Source organism: Planococcus sp. 107-1 (assembly GCF_021513255.1).
GTDB lineage: Bacteria > Bacillota > Bacilli > Bacillales_A > Planococcaceae > Planococcus.
In genome coordinates this window covers 2,921,568-2,939,512 of the sequence record NZ_CP090977.1, presented here as the reverse complement: position 1 = coordinate 2,939,512, position 17,945 = coordinate 2,921,568, and the positions used below count along the sequence as shown (strand labels likewise).

General features: G+C 44.4%; 16 protein-coding genes, 2 pseudogenes and 1 other annotated feature. Of the genes and pseudogenes, 11 read left to right on the top strand and 7 right to left on the bottom strand.

Annotated elements, in window-relative coordinates; genetic code table 11:
• The first annotated feature begins 57 nt into the window (after positions 1-57).
• Positions 58-753, top strand: coding sequence for a YqjF family protein (locus L0M13_RS15185; protein ID WP_235197282.1), 696 nt, complete (start codon positions 58-60; stop codon positions 751-753).
• Between the two features lie 40 nt (positions 754-793).
• On the opposite strand, the gene L0M13_RS15180 is transcribed toward L0M13_RS15185, so the two are convergent.
• The 7 genes and pseudogenes from L0M13_RS15180 to L0M13_RS15155 form a co-directional block, all read right to left on the bottom strand.
• Positions 794-1,186, bottom strand: coding sequence for a DUF2512 family protein (locus L0M13_RS15180; RefSeq protein ID WP_235197281.1), 393 nt, complete (start codon positions 1,184-1,186; stop codon positions 794-796).
• Between the two features lie 125 nt (positions 1,187-1,311).
• Positions 1,312-2,187, bottom strand: coding sequence for an SDR family oxidoreductase (locus L0M13_RS15175; RefSeq protein WP_235197280.1), 876 nt, complete (start codon positions 2,185-2,187; stop codon positions 1,312-1,314).
• Positions 2,188-2,310: 123 nt separating this feature from the next.
• Entirely contained in the window at positions 2,311-2,895 is a 585-nt protein-coding gene (locus L0M13_RS15170) for a superoxide dismutase family protein (RefSeq protein WP_235197279.1), read from the bottom strand.
• Positions 2,896-3,014: 119 nt separating this feature from the next.
• Positions 3,015-4,961, bottom strand: a complete 1,947-nt coding sequence (locus L0M13_RS15165) for a YfhO family protein (protein ID WP_260107622.1) — start codon at positions 4,959-4,961, stop codon at positions 3,015-3,017.
• A gap of 67 nt (positions 4,962-5,028) precedes the next feature.
• A pseudogene (locus tag L0M13_RS18380) lies at positions 5,029-5,466 on the bottom strand (YfhO family protein); the annotation flags it as partial.
• 135 nt (positions 5,467-5,601) lie between these two features.
• Positions 5,602-6,012 carry a GtrA family protein gene (locus L0M13_RS15160; protein WP_235197278.1) on the bottom strand — a complete coding sequence of 137 codons (411 nt, stop codon included), beginning with the start codon at positions 6,010-6,012 and terminating at the stop codon, positions 5,602-5,604.
• Entirely contained in the window at positions 5,999-6,940 is a 942-nt protein-coding gene (locus tag L0M13_RS15155) for a glycosyltransferase family 2 protein (RefSeq protein WP_235197277.1), read from the bottom strand. The genes L0M13_RS15160 and L0M13_RS15155 overlap by 14 nt, the downstream gene beginning before the upstream one ends.
• A gap of 316 nt (positions 6,941-7,256) precedes the next feature.
• Between L0M13_RS15155 and L0M13_RS15150 the strand changes: the two genes are divergently transcribed.
• From L0M13_RS15150 to L0M13_RS15105, 10 genes and pseudogenes are all read left to right on the top strand, one after another.
• Positions 7,257-7,871, top strand: a complete 615-nt coding sequence (locus L0M13_RS15150) for a TerD family protein (protein ID WP_235197276.1) — start codon at positions 7,257-7,259, stop codon at positions 7,869-7,871.
• A gap of 15 nt (positions 7,872-7,886) precedes the next feature.
• On the top strand, positions 7,887-8,465 hold the full coding sequence (locus L0M13_RS15145) for a TerD family protein (protein ID WP_235197275.1): 579 nt from the start codon (positions 7,887-7,889) through the stop codon (positions 8,463-8,465).
• Positions 8,466-8,559: 94 nt separating this feature from the next.
• Positions 8,560-9,705, top strand: coding sequence for an HpcH/HpaI aldolase/citrate lyase family protein (locus L0M13_RS15140; protein ID WP_235197274.1), 1,146 nt, complete (start codon positions 8,560-8,562; stop codon positions 9,703-9,705).
• Positions 9,638-11,008 (top strand): phosphoribosyltransferase family protein, encoded by a 1,371-nt coding sequence (locus tag L0M13_RS15135; protein WP_235197273.1) that lies wholly within the window; start codon positions 9,638-9,640, stop codon positions 11,006-11,008. The genes L0M13_RS15140 and L0M13_RS15135 overlap by 68 nt, the downstream gene beginning before the upstream one ends.
• Positions 11,005-12,114 (top strand): cysteine protease StiP family protein, encoded by a 1,110-nt coding sequence (locus L0M13_RS15130; protein WP_235197272.1) that lies wholly within the window; start codon positions 11,005-11,007, stop codon positions 12,112-12,114. Before L0M13_RS15135 ends, L0M13_RS15130 begins: the two co-directional genes overlap by 4 nt.
• Entirely contained in the window at positions 12,111-12,926 is an 816-nt protein-coding gene (locus L0M13_RS15125) for an HAD family hydrolase (RefSeq protein ID WP_235197271.1), read from the top strand. The genes L0M13_RS15130 and L0M13_RS15125 overlap by 4 nt, the downstream gene beginning before the upstream one ends.
• A gap of 16 nt (positions 12,927-12,942) precedes the next feature.
• A complete protein-coding gene (locus tag L0M13_RS15120) occupies positions 12,943-14,556 on the top strand; it encodes a YceG family protein (RefSeq protein ID WP_235197270.1) in 1,614 nt (537 codons plus the stop codon).
• Positions 14,557-14,576: 20 nt separating this feature from the next.
• A complete protein-coding gene (locus L0M13_RS15115; RefSeq protein WP_235197269.1) occupies positions 14,577-15,656 on the top strand; it encodes a toxic anion resistance protein in 1,080 nt (359 codons plus the stop codon).
• A 26-nt stretch (positions 15,657-15,682) separates the two neighbouring features.
• A pseudogene (locus L0M13_RS15110) lies at positions 15,683-16,260 on the top strand (TerD family protein).
• A gap of 217 nt (positions 16,261-16,477) precedes the next feature.
• Positions 16,478-16,702 (top strand) — a binding site (T-box leader).
• A gap of 85 nt (positions 16,703-16,787) precedes the next feature.
• Complete coding sequence (locus L0M13_RS15105; RefSeq protein WP_235197268.1) at positions 16,788-17,945, top strand: pyridoxal-phosphate-dependent aminotransferase family protein; 1,158 nt, start codon at positions 16,788-16,790, stop codon at positions 17,943-17,945.

Here is a 17,945-nt window from a genome sequence, read left to right as displayed (position 1 = left end):
GCGCAGCGATGCAGGAGCAATAGTATAATCACACGCTTTATTATAGGAGATGAGTGGATGGCTAACGCACCATGGGCAATGAAACAGGAATGGCATCATGCAGTTTTTCTTCACTGGCCGGTTTCAGCAGAATCTTTGCGGGATAAAATACCAGAAGAGCTGGAAATCGATGAATTTAATGGGACAGCCTGGATCGGCTTGGTTTTGTTCAAAGCGGAAAAGACTCGGGTCAGGTTTACGCCGCCGATTCCGACCGTGGAATCCTATAACGAATTGAATGTCAGGACTTATGTGAAATATAAAGGGCGGACAGGCGTCTATTTCTTCTCTTTAGATGCAGACAGTTTTTTAGCTGTCAAAGCTGCAGGAACAGGCGGGTTTCTACCTTACCGCCATGCGGATATGGAATATGATCAACATAAAGGGCAGTGGGAATTCACCAGCAACAGAACACATAAAGGTTCTTTTCCAGAATCGCTACATTTAAAATTCCGTGTAGTTTCAAAGCCCATTCAATCGAATCCATTTGAACACTGGCTGACCGAACGCTATTGTTTATGGACAAAGCCGCAGAAAAACCTATTGCGCGTGGATATTAGCCATATACCTTGGAATTTGCATTATGTAGAAGGGGAAATTGGAGTCAATACGATGGCCAACTTTCTGGCGAAAGACCTGCACCAAGAAAAAGCGATTTCCCATTATGCAAAACCCGTAAAAGTGTTATTTTATCCGCCAGTAATTGAAAAATAAAAGCTGCCGAAGTATCTTCTTCGGCAGCTTTTATTTCATATTAAGATTGTCTCGGTTCATCATGGGTGGTGGTGTGAGAAGTTTCTTTGCGTTCCCATACACGCTTCGTTAGGTAGATATGGAAGAACCATTCGGCGATAGCAATTATGATTGCAGAATAGATAGCCGGCATGACGAGTGAAGAGTCCGGATTCTCGATCCAGACCATCCCGAGCAGCCAGACGAGCAAGAATACAAGAACCAAATCGCCGCCTGTTGCAATTTTGTTCGAAGTTCTTGGGTAAATCACCAAATCCCCGATAAAGTCAACGATGGTTATCACGAGGCTGATTAAGAAAATATCGATCAATTCGATTCCGACAAGGCCGAGTATCACAAATAATACGGCGAAGACCATCGCGAATTTCATAAGGATTGCTTCAATATATCTCAATTCTGTCACCTCCCTGCAGCGTTCTTACTTCGTTATAGCCGAAATGAAATCAAACAATCCTATAAATAACAAGTTTTTTCCAAAGAAAACCCAGTCTTCCAAGAAGACTGGGTTTTCGCGAAAGTTTAAGAAGAAATGAAGTCGCCTCCGTTGACATGAATGGCTTGCCCCGTAACGTAAGTTGAATCTTTTGAAGCGAAATAAACGTAAGCTGGAGCTACCTCAGATGGCTGGCCTCTCCGTTCCATTGGTGTATCGCCGCCATGCACGCCTACTTTTTCAGCGTCGAAAGAAGCCGGAATCAACGGTGTCCAAATAGGTCCGGGAGCTACAGAATTTACCCGGATTCCTTTATCGCTTAAGCTTTGCGACAATGAACGGGTGAAAGTCGTAATGGCACCTTTGGTCGCCGAATAATCGATCAGTTCAGAGGAACCGCGATAAGCAGTGACCGATGATGTGTTAATAATCGAATCTCCTTTTTGCATATGCGGAATAGCTGCTTGGCTCAAGTAGAACATACTGAAAATATTCGTTGTGAACGTCTCCATCAATTGATCAGGTGAGATGTTCAAGAAATCATCTTGCGGGAATTGCTTGCCAGCATTATTAACTAAAACATTCAGTTGGCCAAATTCTGAAATGACATCCACGACCAGTTGGTTGCAGTTTTCGACGTCGGATACATCTGTCGCTGATTTAAAGGCTTTCACGCCGTAAGATTCAATTTCTTTCACCGTTTTTTCTGCATCTTCGTGTTCATCCAGATAAGCAATGGCGACATTAGCGCCTTCTTTAGCGAATGCGATTGCGACCGCCCGGCCAATTCCGCTGTCGCCTCCGGTAATTAATGCCACTTTCCCTTCCAGTTTGCCTGCCCCTTTATAATCTTTATCGTCATAAATAGGTTCCGGAGACATGTCATTTTCAAATCCAGGCTGTCTCTCTTGTTCTTGAGGGTCTACTTGTTCATCGATTTTTTCGAATTTATCTTCTGCCATGTAAAAGTCCTCCTTGAAATAATGTCTAATTTATTTATTCCCCAATTAGATGCGGATAAACGCTGATAGGCAGACAAGCAGGGGCAAATCAGTCCAACAAAAAAAGAGCGGCAAGCCGCTCCTTTAGTTTTCTCCTGTGACAACGCCGCATGCGACGCGCTCGCTGGATTCTTCGGATTCAAGGACCAATGAAGTACCGCCTTCTTGCAGTAAGGAATTTTCTTCCTCTGTTTTTAAGGTGAATCCTTCAGCTGTCAGTTCTTCTTGTACCGTCCCATCATCGCCAACATCAACTGATGGCAATTCTTCTCCATACACTTCACCGGCTGTTTGGAAGTCAGGGACTTCGCATTTTCCGGCATCCAGAAATTGCACTTTATGTGTACCCGTTTCAAGGTCTGTCAAATCAAGTCCCACGGTAACGCCGTTTTCTTCATCATTAATTTCTGCCGTTCCGATCGCATCGCCGTCCGAATTCATCAAATCGACCGTCACGAACATTAAATCTTCGCTGGACCCCTCATCTGAATTGTCTTCGGCTTCCTCACCGTTCGGCGGATTTTCTTCGCCTTCATTTACGTTCTCGTCTTCGACTTCCGTGGCACCATCTGTTTCAGTGGCCGGTTCCGTTTCTGAATTATCGTTTCCGCAGGCTGCGAGAATAAGAAGAAATGCGATTGCCAGCACAAGCATGAACCAACGCTTCATCTGATCACCCCTTATTTGAAATTGGTTTATTCTCTCATTACACATTTTCATATGAAAATAAACTCTTTTCTCCTAAAGCACTTCTTTTGTAGGAGTAAATTTAAAAAGCTGCTAGATAATTAGGGGCGCCTTTTGCGGCCGAATAAAAGAAACAGGCTGGCGGCTAAAGACAGCACGGATACAATCAGTGAAGCCTTAAAGAATGGAGGGCGATAGCTAAACGAAATCTCGTTTCTTCCTTTTTCAAGAGGCACTGCCGCAAAAGCGTAATTGGCTTTTAATACATTGACTTCTTTTCCATTGACTTCAGCACGCCAACCTCTTTCAAAAGGAATGGCAGTCGTTAAATAGGGTGCTTCTTCTTGATTTTCGTATACCATTTCAACTGAACTGCCATCAATGTCGAGTTGGCTTAGACCTGATTCTTTTTCTGTTTGCTTTTTTAATAGATCGTATGGCTCTTCGTAAATCTCAATATCACTTAATGCATAGCTTCCTTTCGGAAGACGTAAAGATATTTTTTCCGCCGCTTCAGTACGGATGGTCAAATCATCCACATAGGTCCGGTAAATGGAGTCATTTGCTTTCCGCGTAGTGTAATAATCGTTGATTTTTAATGGGAATCCGGACGAAGCTGCAAAATTTTCCAGATGGAACGAGATGTACAAGTCGCCATCCGTAAAGGCAGAATTCTTCCGGATGAAATCCAATCCGCCTTCATCCGCTGTAATTTCCAGAACGCCATCTTCATAAAGAGCATCAGCTTCGACTATTTCGAATCTATCCGCCTTGTTCTGGATTTCCGGTAATTCATCTTGCCCGCCAGTGCCATCAAGTACGACGCCAGCCAGCATGGCATGTTCACGCATTAATATTGGAGCGTCTGCCAGTTGCTGCTCTTGATAAACGGCAGAAGCTGTGCGGGCGAAAGGAAGGACAAATGGGTTTTCATAAACCGTGTAATGGTCAGAAGAAAAAGCTTCAGTAAATCCATAAGGGATGTTGCTGTCGTCTTTTGGCAAAATGATGTATTTTCCTTGAAGCAGGCTGTAAAGGTTGGTGCGTTTGCCGAGTGTTGCATAGCGGCTGACACTTTCGCGGCCCATGTCGATTTCCAAATCATATAGATAAAAGTACAGCAGATTTTTATTGAGGATGCTGGAATAAGCACTCAATCCGCGGAAGTCCTGGACAATAGGCGTATTATTCCTCACACCTTCCATCCATTCGATGCGATAATATCCGCTTGGTTCCTGATTGTCAATTTGAGCCAGAAGCTCCCTGATTTCAGCATCGTCATATTCGGATCCGGTCAATAATTCTTCATTCACTTGCCCAATTCGTCCGGTTTCAAGCAACTTCTCGACTTGATAGAGGTTTGCAAAGCCGAGGAGAAAAACCAGGAGAAAGGCGATAAAGGCATTTCGAATCCGGACAGATTTCCATTTGATGAGGGAGTAGCTGAAAAGTAAGCTTATCAAAAGGCTTATGAATACAAGGGTTGTGGATAATGATTGCCATTCGAAAAGTTCGTCTGCAATACCCGTATAGACGAATAGGAATAACGTGATAAGAGAAGCGGCTAAAAATTGCCTTCCTGTAATATTAGGCAATTCACGAAGCCCCACAGCAATTGCACCACCAACCATCAGGGAAAGAAAATATTCCCACCGGAATTGAGGGGCTGAAAAGCCATTGAATATACTGGCCGCTAATGGACTGAAATGAAGAAGGATACCGATTGCCGCAAGAATCGCAAACAAACGGAATGTCCGGTTTCGGTAAAGGCGCCACATAAATAACATCAAAACAAAAATTGCCGGCAGCACAATATAGCGGCTTGTAAATAGAATATTATCGGTAAAGTCCAACCGAGCGATTTCCTGTTCAAAAGCAGGGCGATGGTTATTTAAAAATGCATAAACCGCTGGTATGAAAGAAACAGCACTGATGCCAAAACCAAGCAAACCAGCCCAAAGGAACGTCCATAAAGCGTGTAAGCGTTTTGACTCTCCAGCTGAAAGCGGGATGAATAACCGAACTGCGATATAAATCGCAGCTAACAAAAAAGTTAATATACGAAAAATAAAAATTATCGATCATGGAAATTGAAACAGCCAGCAAAAACCAGCCAGGTTTCTGTTCACGGAAAACCTTCTCGATTCCCAATATTAATAAAGGCAGCCAGAGAAAGGCGTCTGCAAAAAACTCCCAGTATACCGTATGGCGGAAATACATGCCCGATATGCCGTAGATAGAGGCGCCAAGCAAAGCCGAAATCCATGGGATTTTCATATACATAAACAGCCTCGTCACAATGAACAAAATAAAAGTGAGGCGGACGATGCTGATAAAGACAGCGGCATTTGCCCAAAACAGAATATCAGCGGACTGGATAAGGCCGATCGTTTCAAGCAGAAAAACAATAAAGACGCTTATCAAAAAGACAATGGATGTCGAGAAGTAATAGGAAAGCTCGCTGAACGTTCCGGCTCCTAGTCCGAAATCGAAAGAATAGAAAAATTCCCCGGAAGTGTACTGGTCATACAATAACTTTTTGAAAGGAAGCATCTGCGAACTGCCGTCATCGATGCCGACCATAAAGTGGCTGCGTGTCCATTGAAAAAAAAGACCGCATGAGCAACGAACGCTAAAAAGAAGCTGCCGGACAATAAATACAGATTGAAGAAACGACTGCGCATAGATTCACCGTCTTTTTGCGAATTTTGGTGTTGCTGTGCCTTTTAAAATTTTGCTGGAAATGACAAACGTGATGGGCACAGTAAATATGACTGCAGCAAACGGAGCGATGTTGCTGTTCAGTTGCAGCCATTCCACAAAAACAAATACTAAAAAAGTGGATACGGAAATATTCACTACTTGAGTAAGTGGAAAATATAAATACTTTTTCAACGTAGGTTTAATTTTATACGTTACATAACAATTCAAGAAAAATGAGATGTTCAAGCTGATGAAAAAACCGATCAGATGAGCTGCCATATACGGCAAGGAAAACAGATTATGCAAAACAAGATAAATACTGTAATACGTGAGTGTGTTGATGACACCGACAACGACGAAACGAGTGAATTCCGTATTCAGTTTATTGAAGTTCATCATATTCATCCACATTGCTGACGTCGATCAAGAAATTCGGCCGCTGTTTTGTTTCATTGTAGATGCGGCCAATGTATTCACCGATTACTCCAAGGCTAATCAATTGAATGCCGCCTAAAAATAGAATAGCGGTGATCGTTGTGAAATAACCGGGTGCGCTATTGCCCTGCTGCATGATTTGGTAAAAAGTCCAGATAATATAGAGGATGGAAAGGAATAGGACGAGAAATCCGGTGTAAAAACAGGCGCGGAGCGGCTTTAAGTTAAATGAAATAATCCCGTCGATGCCGTAATTGACCAAACTGCCGAAGGACCATTTTGACGATCCTTCGCTTCTCAGCACATTGTCATAGCAAATGATTTTTTTGCTTAAGCCGATCCAAGAGTAGATTCCTTTCGAGAATCGATTGCTTTCGCTAAGGGCCAAGATGGAATTGATTGCTTTTCGGCTCAATAACCGGAAATCTCCTTCACCGTCGACAAAATCAACGTCGGTGATGGAATTGACGATTTTGTAATAGGCGGAAGAAAGCAAGCTTCGCATTTTCGATTCACCGCTGCGGGAACGTTTGGCTACAACTTGATGAAATCCTTCTTCAAAACCGGCGATCATTTCCCCGATCATTTGAGGTGGATGCTGCAGGTCGCTGTCCATCAAAATAGCCGCGTCTCCTTTGATGCGGCTCAAGCCGGCAAGGATCGCGGATTCCTTTCCGAAATTTCTTGTCAGCGAAATGTATTTGACATTCGGATGTTTCTCAGCCAATTTTAAAATCTCTTGAAGGGTACCGTCTCGGCTGCCGTCATTGATGAACATAATTTCATAATGGTAAGGAAGCGGTTCGAGTTCCTCGGCCAGCCGGTTGAACATCCGTGCAATATTGGCTTCTTCATTAAATGCCGGAACTACGATGGAGACCAGTTTCATATCGCATTCCCCTTTCAGTATGTATCGTATTTCTCTATGATTCTGTTTACCCTTCCCCGCTTTAAAAATATGCTTGCATTTTTCTTTCCACAAAAGCTTTACAGAATAATTTTAGAAATGAAACTTATTCCATTTACAAACGTAGTATATTCTATCAGCTATTTTTAAAGTTTTGCGCGGCTATCAGCAAGTGTTGTCAATTATAAGGCGGAAAGAATTCATCGTAGCTGTGCAATGACCCTTAATAATTGAAATTTTCCAGATTTACAAATACTATTAACTGTAAGTACATAAAGATGAATGGAGAGTGCTAAGAATGGCTATTAATCTTGTAAAAGGTCAGAAAATCGATTTGACAAAAGGGCGTGCAGGTCTTTCGAGCATCATGGTCGGCCTCGGCTGGGACCCTGTTGAAACGAAAAAAAGCGGCGGTTTCCTAAGTGGATTGCTTGGCGGCGGTGGCGGCGGAGCAGACGTTGACTGTGACGCATCTGTCATCATGCTGGACGAAAATGGCAAACTGAAAGGCAAAGAAAACCTGATTTACTTCGGCAACAAAAAAAGCAAGGACGGCAGCGTTGTCCATTCGGGCGATAACTTGACTGGAGAAGGTGAAGGGGACGATGAGACGATCAACATCGACCTTAAAAAAATCTCCCCTTCTATTCACCGTCTGGTTTTCGTTGTAAATATCTACAACGCAAAACAGAAAAAGCAAGATTTCGGCATGATCCAAAATGCTTTCATCCGTTTAGTGGATAATCAGTCAAAAGAAGAATTGGTGCATTACAATTTAACAGAAAACTACGCAGGTAAAATGTCATTGATTCCTGGCGAGTTGTACCGCCAAGGCAGCGAGTGGAAATTCTCAGCAGTCGGTGAAGGCACAACAGACGCAGACATTAGTTCAATTGCAAACAAATACGCTTAAGGAGTGGACGAGTAAATGGCTATTAACTTATCAAAAGGACAAAAAGTAGACTTAACAAAATCAAATCCAGGACTATCTAAAGTGGTAGTTGGCCTTGGATGGGATACAAATAAATACGACGGCGGACAGGATTTCGATTTGGATTCATCCGTATTCTTATTAGATGCAAGCGGCAAAGCAGCTTCAGAGGCTGATTTTATTTTCTACAACAATACAATCGGCGCTGGCGGTGCTGTAGAGCATACTGGAGACAACAAAACCGGAGAAGGCGAAGGGGACGATGAAGCGGTGAACATCGATCTTTCTGCTATTCCTTCTTCTATTGAAAAAGTCTCATTCGCTATCACTATCCATGACGCAGAAGCACGCGGCCAAAACTTCGGCCAAGTCAGCAATTCATACGTACGCATTGTGAATGCTGGATCTAACGAAGAGCTGATCCGTTATGACTTAGGCGAAGATTTCTCTATCGAGACGGCAATCGTCGTAGGGGAGCTTTACCGCCACGGAGCAGAATGGAAATTTAATGCGATTGGCAGCGGTTATCAAGGTGGACTAGCATCACTTGTTAAAGACTTTGGTTTAGATAGCTGATTTTGCACAAGTAGAAAGCAAGGGGCCAGTCGTCTCCTTGCTTTTTTAGACTCGATTAAAATTTATTTGTTTAATTGTGCCGGGAGGACGGAAGATGAAACATTTCGACGTATTGACTAATTCGGATTTAAAAGCGTTTTTTAAATATTCCCCGACAGAGTTCTCCCGTGATACGGCAAGGGAAACATTGGGGCTTGCATTGGGTGCAGCTCTTTATACGCCAGGTTCCAGACGAGATATCGCTACGAAAATACTGGCTGGGAACTACAGCCGGGGAGCATTCTCAGGATTAGCCACTTTAATCATTTGTTTAGAAGATGCTGTAGCCGATTCGGAATTGCCTGAAGCTGAAAAGAATGTGGCAGACCAGTTGAAACGTCTCCATGCAGCAAATCCATACCAGCTTGCTGGGAGTCCGGCACTTTTTTTGCGGATCCGCAGTGCAGCTCAGCTGGATGCACTGATTGCTGCTGCAGGGAAAACACTCGGTGTTTTGACTGGAATCGTTTTTCCGAAATGCGACACTGAAAACCTTCGCGCTTTTTTCCAGGCGCTCGATCGGGCAAGTGAAGCAGCAGGGCGCAATTTATACGCTTTGCCGCTCCTTGAGACAAAAGAAGTCCTTTATAAGGAAACGAGACAGCAAACTTTAAAGGAAATTTATGGGATTTTGAAAGAGGAAGCGGATCGCATTCTGACAGTGCGCGTCGGAGCTACAGATTTTTCCAGCCTTTATGGCCTGCGGCGTCCAGTCGAACGCACTATATACGATGTTCATGTGGTCCGAGATTGTCTAGTGGATATCCTCAATCAGTTTGGGCGGGCAGAAGACGGGTTTACCGTTTCTGGTCCTGTATACGAGCACTTTTCGACCGTCCAATTTCCATTTGTAGCCTCAGAAGCTGAAAAAGTTTTATGGGAAGAAGTGCAACTGGACGTTTTAAACGGCTTTAAAGGAAAGACTTGCATCCATCCGTCCCAAATCATGACTGTAAATGCAGGATATATTGTTACAAAGGAAACTTACGACGACGCATCCCTGATTCTTGCAGAAAGCGGCAAATTCAATGGGATCCTGCAAAGTCCGACACGCAATAAAATGAATGAAGTAAAACCGCATTTAAGCTGGGCAAGGAAAATTGCCGCCCAGGCGGAAGTCTATGGGGTGCTGAATGAAAACTTTAAACCAATCGATGTCCTCAACCACATTCGATCAAACCAATTATCAACTCAATTATAAATTGTGGCAGCATCTGGATCTGGCTGTGACAGTCCGCGAGGCCTATCAGGGCTTGTCGGCAGAAGCACTTTTTTCAATGGGCCTTCGGGTCAATAAGAAACGCCAGTTCCTTTTTATCAGCAAACTGATAGCCAAGCACCTTGCTGTGTCTCCGTCTGTTGCACTGGGGACCGGCAGCTTGTTGGCTTCTTTATTGATGGAAAAAGAAGGGCTTCCCAAAGTTCCTCAATCTTCAGAGCTTGTGCGGATTTTGAAAAGCGGGGCGCCGAATCCGGCGGCTACTAAAGACTCGCTTCGGCATATGGCAGCGTTGCCGGAGAAAACCGTATTTATTGGAATGGCAGAAACGGCTACTGGACTCGGGCATTCCGTCTTTCAGCATTTTGAGAATGCTTTTTATATCCATACGACCAGGGAAAATATTAGCGGTTTGACGCCATCATTTGTTTTTGAGGAAGAGCATTCACATGCTACATCGCATAAAGTGTATGCGCCCAAAGGGCTGTTGGAAGACGCAGAAGCGATCGTTCTAATCGATGATGAAATTTCAACCGGCAACACACTGATTAATTTAATCACGGCTTTGGACGAGCAGTTTCCAGGCAAAAAGTATACCTCCCTTTCTATTTTGGATTGGCGCAATGAGGAACAGCAGAAGAAGTTCGGCCAATTGGCTAAGGAACGAAAAATTGAACTAGCAGTGTTGTCCTTGATGGCCGGGCAGTTCGAATTGAATCACGGTTCTTCTCCTGAGGAACCGGCAATCGAACAATTAGCAGGCGGTGTGCCCAATCAGCCACAGGAGATTGCTGAAGCAGACATGCTTCCTTATGAATCTTCTACAGGGCAGCGATACATAGGATTGACTGGAAGATTCGGACTGTCGAGCGAAGAGCAAAAGGCAATCGACAGCTGGGCATCGAATACAGTCGAGAAACTTGAGCAAAAAGCCAAAAAACCTTTAGTGGTGGGCATAGGCGAAAATATGTACTTGGCGCTCCGGTTCGGGCTTGCGCTTAGCGACGATTCGATTGTCCAAACGACCACAAGAAGCCCGATTTTCGCTTCGACTAAAGAGGGCTATCCGATTCGCGAGAAAGCGAGTTTCCAACTGCCGGATGCAGACGGAGTAAACCAGTTTATCTATAATTTGAACGGATTGGATGTTGACCGGATTTACCTGCTGGCCGAATCTGTTTCAGATCCAGCGGCATGGAGTCCGTTAATCAGTTATTTGGAGAAGAAAGCGCCAGTCGAATGGATTTCATTGACGGCAGCCAAAAGGAGGAATTCCACTCAATGATTGCTACGGGATTAGTGAGAACCAGTTATCCGAAAGAAGATATCACATTTTTATTGAAAGATGTCACAGCTGATTTCGAGGAAAGCACCTTAGAAGAACGTGAAAATGCCGTCCGCACTGGAGCGCATTACGCGGAGCGTCTGCCTATGGAATATCAGCCATCTCAGGAATATACAGAACTCTACCATGCAACTGTTGAGACAACTAAAGAGCGCCTTAGCCATCTGGTGGGAGTAGTATCTCGGCGCATCTTGCTAAATGCACAAACTGAGGATGTCGTGCTCGTATCGCTGGCGCGGGCCGGAAGTCCGATCGGCATTTTGATTCGCCGGTATGCGGAACAAATACTCGGATTGAACTGGCCGCATTACAGCGTTTCGATTCTTCGGGATAAAGGCATTGATGAAAAAGCGATCGAAACCATCCGTAAGGCGCATCCTGAAAGCCGCATTCAATTTATAGACGGATGGACTGGCAAAGGGGCCATTCAAAAAGAGTTGACGAAATCCGTTGATTTGTTGAATAGCCGGGAAGATTGGAATTTACATGATGATATGGCAGTTTTAGCCGATCCGGGCGCCTGTGCCGTGCTATTTGGAACGCGGGAAGATTTTCTGATTCCAAGTGCTTGCTTGAATTCAACGGTTTCCGGTCTTGTCAGCCGCACCATTTTAAACGAACGCTATATTGGGGAAGATGATTTTCACGGCGCTAAATTTTACGAGGAATTAGTGGCAGAAGACTTATCCAATAATTTTGTAGATGAAGTAACTGCTTGTTTCCATCTAACTTCCGAGGCGGTTGAAAAAGAAGTTTTATCCACTCCGGTGACTGCCGAAAGAACGTGGCAAGGAATGAAGGAAGTGGAAGAAATTGGCGCGAAAATGTATAGTGAAACGGATTACCACTTGATCAAGCCAGGTGTCGGCGAAACGACACGTGTACTATTGCGCAGAAGCCCTTGGAAAGTGTTAGTGAATGACTTAGAACATCCAGACGTCCAACACTTGCTGATTTTAGCTAAAGAGAAAAATGTGCCTGTTGAAGTTGTCCCTGAATTATTCTATCGTTCAATTGGATTGATCAAGTCAGGAAAAGAAATATGACGATCCTATTTGCCAGTGACTTAGACCAGACATTAATCTATTCGAAGAGGTCCATGGGAGAACAGGTGGCGGAATCCGATTTGCGGGAAGTTGAACGCTTTGAAGGCAACCCGCAGTCCTTCATGACGGAAACGAGCCAACAAACGCTTCATGAGTTAACGGAAGAACTTTTCTTCTTGCCTGTCACGACTCGGACGCAGAGTCAGTATGAACGCGTTACCGGCATCTATAAAGGAAATGAGGCGCCGAAATTCGCTGTCATTTCTAACGGTGCCGTCATTTTGGAAGACGGCGAACCGATCAAAGAATGGTCAGATCACATCCGAAAACAATGCGTCAGCAAGAAAACCATTGTCGAAGAGCTTTTGCCAAAAATTGATCAGCATTTCTCGGAAGACTGGGTTCTGCGCGTGAGAGAAGCAGACGGATGGTTCGTCTACTTGATTATTGACCGTGAAAAATTTCCGGACGATAAATTGGGTTTTTATACAAAGACTTTCCGTGAAATCGGCTGGTCGATGTCGCTCCAGGGAAGAAAACTTTATTTCATGCCTGAAAGCATTACAAAAGCAGGAGCTATGCAATATGTAAAAGAGCGTCTCGGCGCTGACTATGTTGTGGCAGCTGGAGATTCACTTCTGGATCTCGATTTGCTTGAAAGTGCAGACCTTGGACTATTGGCTGCCCACGGCGAAGCAGTAAAAAGCCGGGTGCCTGTTTCAGCGCATATTGAAATTACCGAAAAACAAGGGATAAAAGCGGGAGAAGAAATACTTTTCCGCGTGAAGCAAGAAACTTTGCAGCATAAATAATGTAGGAGGGATTCCCATGGTTCAACTGCATCCGGTACGCGTGAGAACGTGGGATCCGGAAAAGATTGGGGAGTGGCTGAATAAGCCCATCATCAGTCATCCAGAAACAAAAATAGAAGAGGATAGCCTGACCTATCCGCAGCTTATCGGTGAATTCGTCGGTATGTCCTTGGACGAAGACGATTATTTTGCTGGTATTTATGATGTCATGGAAGCGGCGGAAGGACGGCTGATCCGCTTATCAGGGAAACTGAATAAACAAATTTCCTCCGAAAGGCTGCGCAGCCTGCAAGATTTGTTTGAAATGAATAAGAAAGAAAATGGCCTGTCGCCAAGCCGGATTGTCGCATTTTTAGATGGCAAAGGGCTCATGCCGAAGTTGAAAGATCCCGGCTTAAATCGCCGGCTGCGCCTGGTGTTGATTGATATCCTCAAAGAATTCCAAACCCACTCAGCGGCTGCCACCACGCATTCTTCTTTCCGGCGAGTAGCGACGGATTTAGTAAAATGGACATTCAACCACATTGAGCCGGAACTTGAAAAGTTAAATCTGGAAAAAGGTTTGCCTGCTTTTTTATGGTATGCCGATATGTCTGAGAGTGAAAAATGGTTCCTGAAATTTTCTGCAGCGTTCGGATTCCATATCATTGCTTATGACCCTGAAGGCAAGCATTGGCTGGCCGATGCGGTAGGAGGCCAAGATCTTCTAAGCCATAGCTTCCAGGTGACGAGTGATAAAGTGGTGCAATTTCCAGAAGAAAAGCCGGAACGCGTCGGAACAGTCGCTTTTCGCGCAACACAGGAAGTGGATCGTTTATTGCACCATGACGACTCAGGCTTATATAAGCCTTTTCAGTTCAAATCGTACTCGACTCGCTCGATTCGCTTGAAAACGACCATTGATGAAGCCTTCATGCTCGCCAAAGAACGTGCAATGGTCCGGCCGTCTTTTGGGGTCGAGCGGGGAAGCGTTATCATTCCCGTAGTATTTGCTAAAATAATGGGCATAGAAAAAGATCGAAAGCGCTTTTGGGACAATATCCACAATTTGACAGAACGTGAAGATACATTATTGATCCGAAGCTTCCCGTTCATAGAAGAACGGAAAGGGAATCAGCTATTTCATTACCGTGCTGCATTGGATAAGAACGGAAGACTGGATCCCGAAAAAATGAAAACGGCTAATTGGTGGAAATACAGCCGCTTGCCTGAAGGTGTGCAAACTGCTTTATGCGAGGCGATTGCACGGCATGTAGAAAAGCCGATGTTGACTCCGCAAACAGGAGAGTCGTTTGAAGATCTTCAGTTATACCTATTTTCACAATCGATGTCGCTTCCGGATTCGGTTATTCAATTGATCCAGTTATTTGATTATCCTCAGTTTGTGCCGACTCTTTTGTTCTATAATGAAGAGAAGGATGCGGAATTAAGCCGTGCAGATGCCAACGCCATCGCGCTTATCCATACATTCGGCCTTGACGTGATCATGATAAACCCGCAAGGCCATCAGGATATCGAACGCTGGATCGACACGGAAGCTATCGATACGCATTGGCTGGACGAAAGAAGCTTTAATGAACCTTACCGAGAACCATCGGTCGTGAAGAAAATTTTTAAAAAATGGCTATGACCTAAAAAGGAGTGAAGAAGATGAATACATTGCCGCAGCAAATTGACCAGCAGGAATCCCTTATGCAAAATGAAAACGAGTTGAAAGTGAAGTTGAAGCAAGACCCGGAAGTCGTTAAATTGGCTTCTTCCATCAACCCGAAAAATCAAATTGAGCTATTGGAATTCGGGCGCGAACCGGCAAACGAAATTTCAGCATTCACTGGAAAAGTGTTGAATTCTGTCCAAGCGAACAGCATGGAAGAATCCAGTGAACTGTTAAAGCAACTCGGAAAGATCATGGACAAATTCGATAAAAAGGACTTTGTTGAAAAGAAGGGCTTCTTGAACAAGATCTTCAACAAAGGCAATAAGATGATCGAGCAATTGTTCAGCAAGTACCAGACAATGGGAACTGAAATCGATAAAGTGTACGTAGAAATCACCAAATACGAGTCGGAAATGAAAAAATCGACGACCACTTTGGAAGAATTATACGACCAGAACTTCAACTATTTCATGGAACTGGAAAAGTATATCGCAGCAGGCGATTTGAAAGTCCAGGAATTGAAAGCCCAAGAGCCGGAAGTCCGCGCAAAAGCTGAAAGCGGCAACCAAATGGCCTTAATGGAGCTGAATTCTCTTCAAAACGCAATTGAGTTGCTGGAACAGCGAGTTTACGATTTGGAGATGGCGAAACAAGTATCGTATCAATCGGCTCCTCAAATCCGTATGCTGCAGCGCGGCAATACGAAATTGATCGGGAAAATCAATTCTGCTTTTGTAACGACGATTCCGATTTTTAAAACCGGCCTGATCAACGCAATTGCTGCGAAACGCCAAAGCTTGGTAGCGGAAGGTATGAATGAACTGGATCGCCGGACAAATGAAATGCTATTGAATAATGCGAACGATATCTCGCGCCAAAGCGTCGATATTGCCCGTATGTCTGGACAACCAAGCATCAAAATTGAGACAATTGAACAGACGTGGGAAACAATTATGCAAGGGATGAACGATACACGCGAAATCGAAGCGGAAAACCGCAAGATGCGTGAAGAAGGGCGCCTTCGCATAGCAGAGCTTCAAAAGAAATACGAAGATACACAACGCAAAGCTTAATTAATCAGCCGGAGGAGGAAATTATTATGTCATCGATCAACTTATCAAAAGGGCAAAAGATTGACTTAACAAAAACAAATCCAGGGTTAACGAAAGTTCTCGTCGGTTTAGGATGGGACACGAACAAATACAGCGGCGGTGGAGATTTTGACTTGGACGCATCGATTTTCCTTGTTGGGGAAAACGGAAAATCCGCGGACCGGAAGATTTCATCTTCTATAACAACCTTGTTGGAGGAAATGGTTCGGTTACCCACACTGGCGACAACTTGACTGGTGAAGGGGAGGGAGACGATGAGCAAGTGATCGTCGACTTGCCGAATGTGCCAGCTGACATCCATAAAGTGGTCTTTACAGTTACTATCCACGAAGCGGACAGCCGCGGACAAAACTTCGGACAAGTATCGAATGCATTTATCCGTATTATGAACGAAAGCACAAATGAAGAAATTTTACGCTACGACTTAGGAGAAGATTTCTCTATTGAAACAGCTCTAGTCGTGGGTGAATTATATCGCCACGGCGGTGAATGGAAATTCAACGCGATCGGCAGCGGCTACCAAGGCGGATTAGCTGCATTGGTAAATGACTTCGGTTTAGCTTAAGCTGAAAAATATCGTCTAAAAAGAAAGCCCGGAAAGCAAAATCCATTTTGCTTTCCGGGTTTTTCTGCGTTAATTGATGCAAAAAAATTTATAATGTTTAAAACGGCGCGGTGTTAAGGTTTCTAGAATTTGAAAACGGTTACATATTGTCTGAATATTTTATCTATATTGACAACTTGTTTTTATTTGATTATGATGGACTCAATTCAAATATAACTTAACTATGTTGATGGAGATACGGTATGGGCAGAGGAATCTGAAGAGAGCTGATGGGTGGTGAAAATCAGCGTTTCCGGCTTATGGCAGCACTCCTGAATAGATGGATTGAACTTGAGTAGGTCCATCCGGCTCGTGCCCGTTACGCATTTGACCAATGAGACTGTCTATTAATAGACAGTGAATTAGGGTGGTACCGCGAATCGAAAGGCTCTTCGCCCCTTGCATTTATATGTGAGGGGAGGAGGGCCTTTTTTGCTTCTCAACTAAATCTGAGTTAAGTGTTTTAAAACGAAAGGGGAAATTTCATTATGCTGACTGACCAACAAATCCTGCGTATTCCAGGGCCGACGCCCATACCGCCGAGTGTAAATCGGGCCATGAGCCAACCGATGATCGGCCATAGAGGACAAAGTACTTCCGATATGATCAGCGACATCCGGCCGAAGTTAAAGCGCGTCTTTGGAACGGAACAAGAAGTGATGATTTTAACCGGTAGCGGCACATCCGGTTTGGAGACAGCTGCAGTCAATACGGTCGCTCCCGGAGAAGAAGCAGTGGTGATTGTGACGGGATCATTCGGGGAACGTTTCGCAAAAATCTGTGAAGCTTATGATATTAAGACCCATATCATCGAAGTAACTTGGGGAGAAGCTTTAAAGCCGTTGGCCGTAAAGGAATTTTTGCAAGAGCATCCTGAAGTGAAAGCCGTTTTCTCAACCTACTGTGAAACGTCAACAGGTGTATTAAATCCGATACCGGAACTCGCGGCGGCCATCAAAGAAGTATCGGATGCCCTCCTGATTGTCGACGGCGTTTCCTGCATCGGCGGGGTGGAAACGAAGATGGATGAATGGGGATTGGATGTAGTTGTAACTGGTTCCCAAAAAGCATTTATGCTGCCAGCAGGATTGGCTTTTATAGCAGCTAGTGAACGAGCATGGAAAAAGATTGAAGACAATCCGCGGCCGCGTTTTTACCTGGACTTGAAAAAACATCGCGATAATATCGTGAAAGATACGACGCCCTTTACCCCGGCAATTTCCCTCCTTTTCGGTCTTCAGCAAGTGCTCCAACTGATGGAGGAAGAAGGATTGGAAGAAGTATATGCACGGCACCGATTGATGATGGAGATGACGCGTTCCGCCTTTAATGCATTGGGAATTTCACTGTTGACAAGCGATGAAGATGCGTCGCCGACGGTCACGGCTGTTGAACCAGCTGATTTCGACTCGCCGGTTTTCCGGAAAATCATGAAACGAGAATTCGGGATGGACATCGCAGGAGGCCAGCAGCATATGGCGAAAACGATTTTCCGCATCGGCCATATGGGATATTGTTCACCGGCTGATATGCTTCAAGCGATTGCAGCGATGGAAATCGGCATCGTTAAAGCAGGAAAAGAGATTGAACTCGGAAAAGGCGTGCGGGCAGCCCAGGAAATCTATTTGAATGAAGGGAAGAGATGA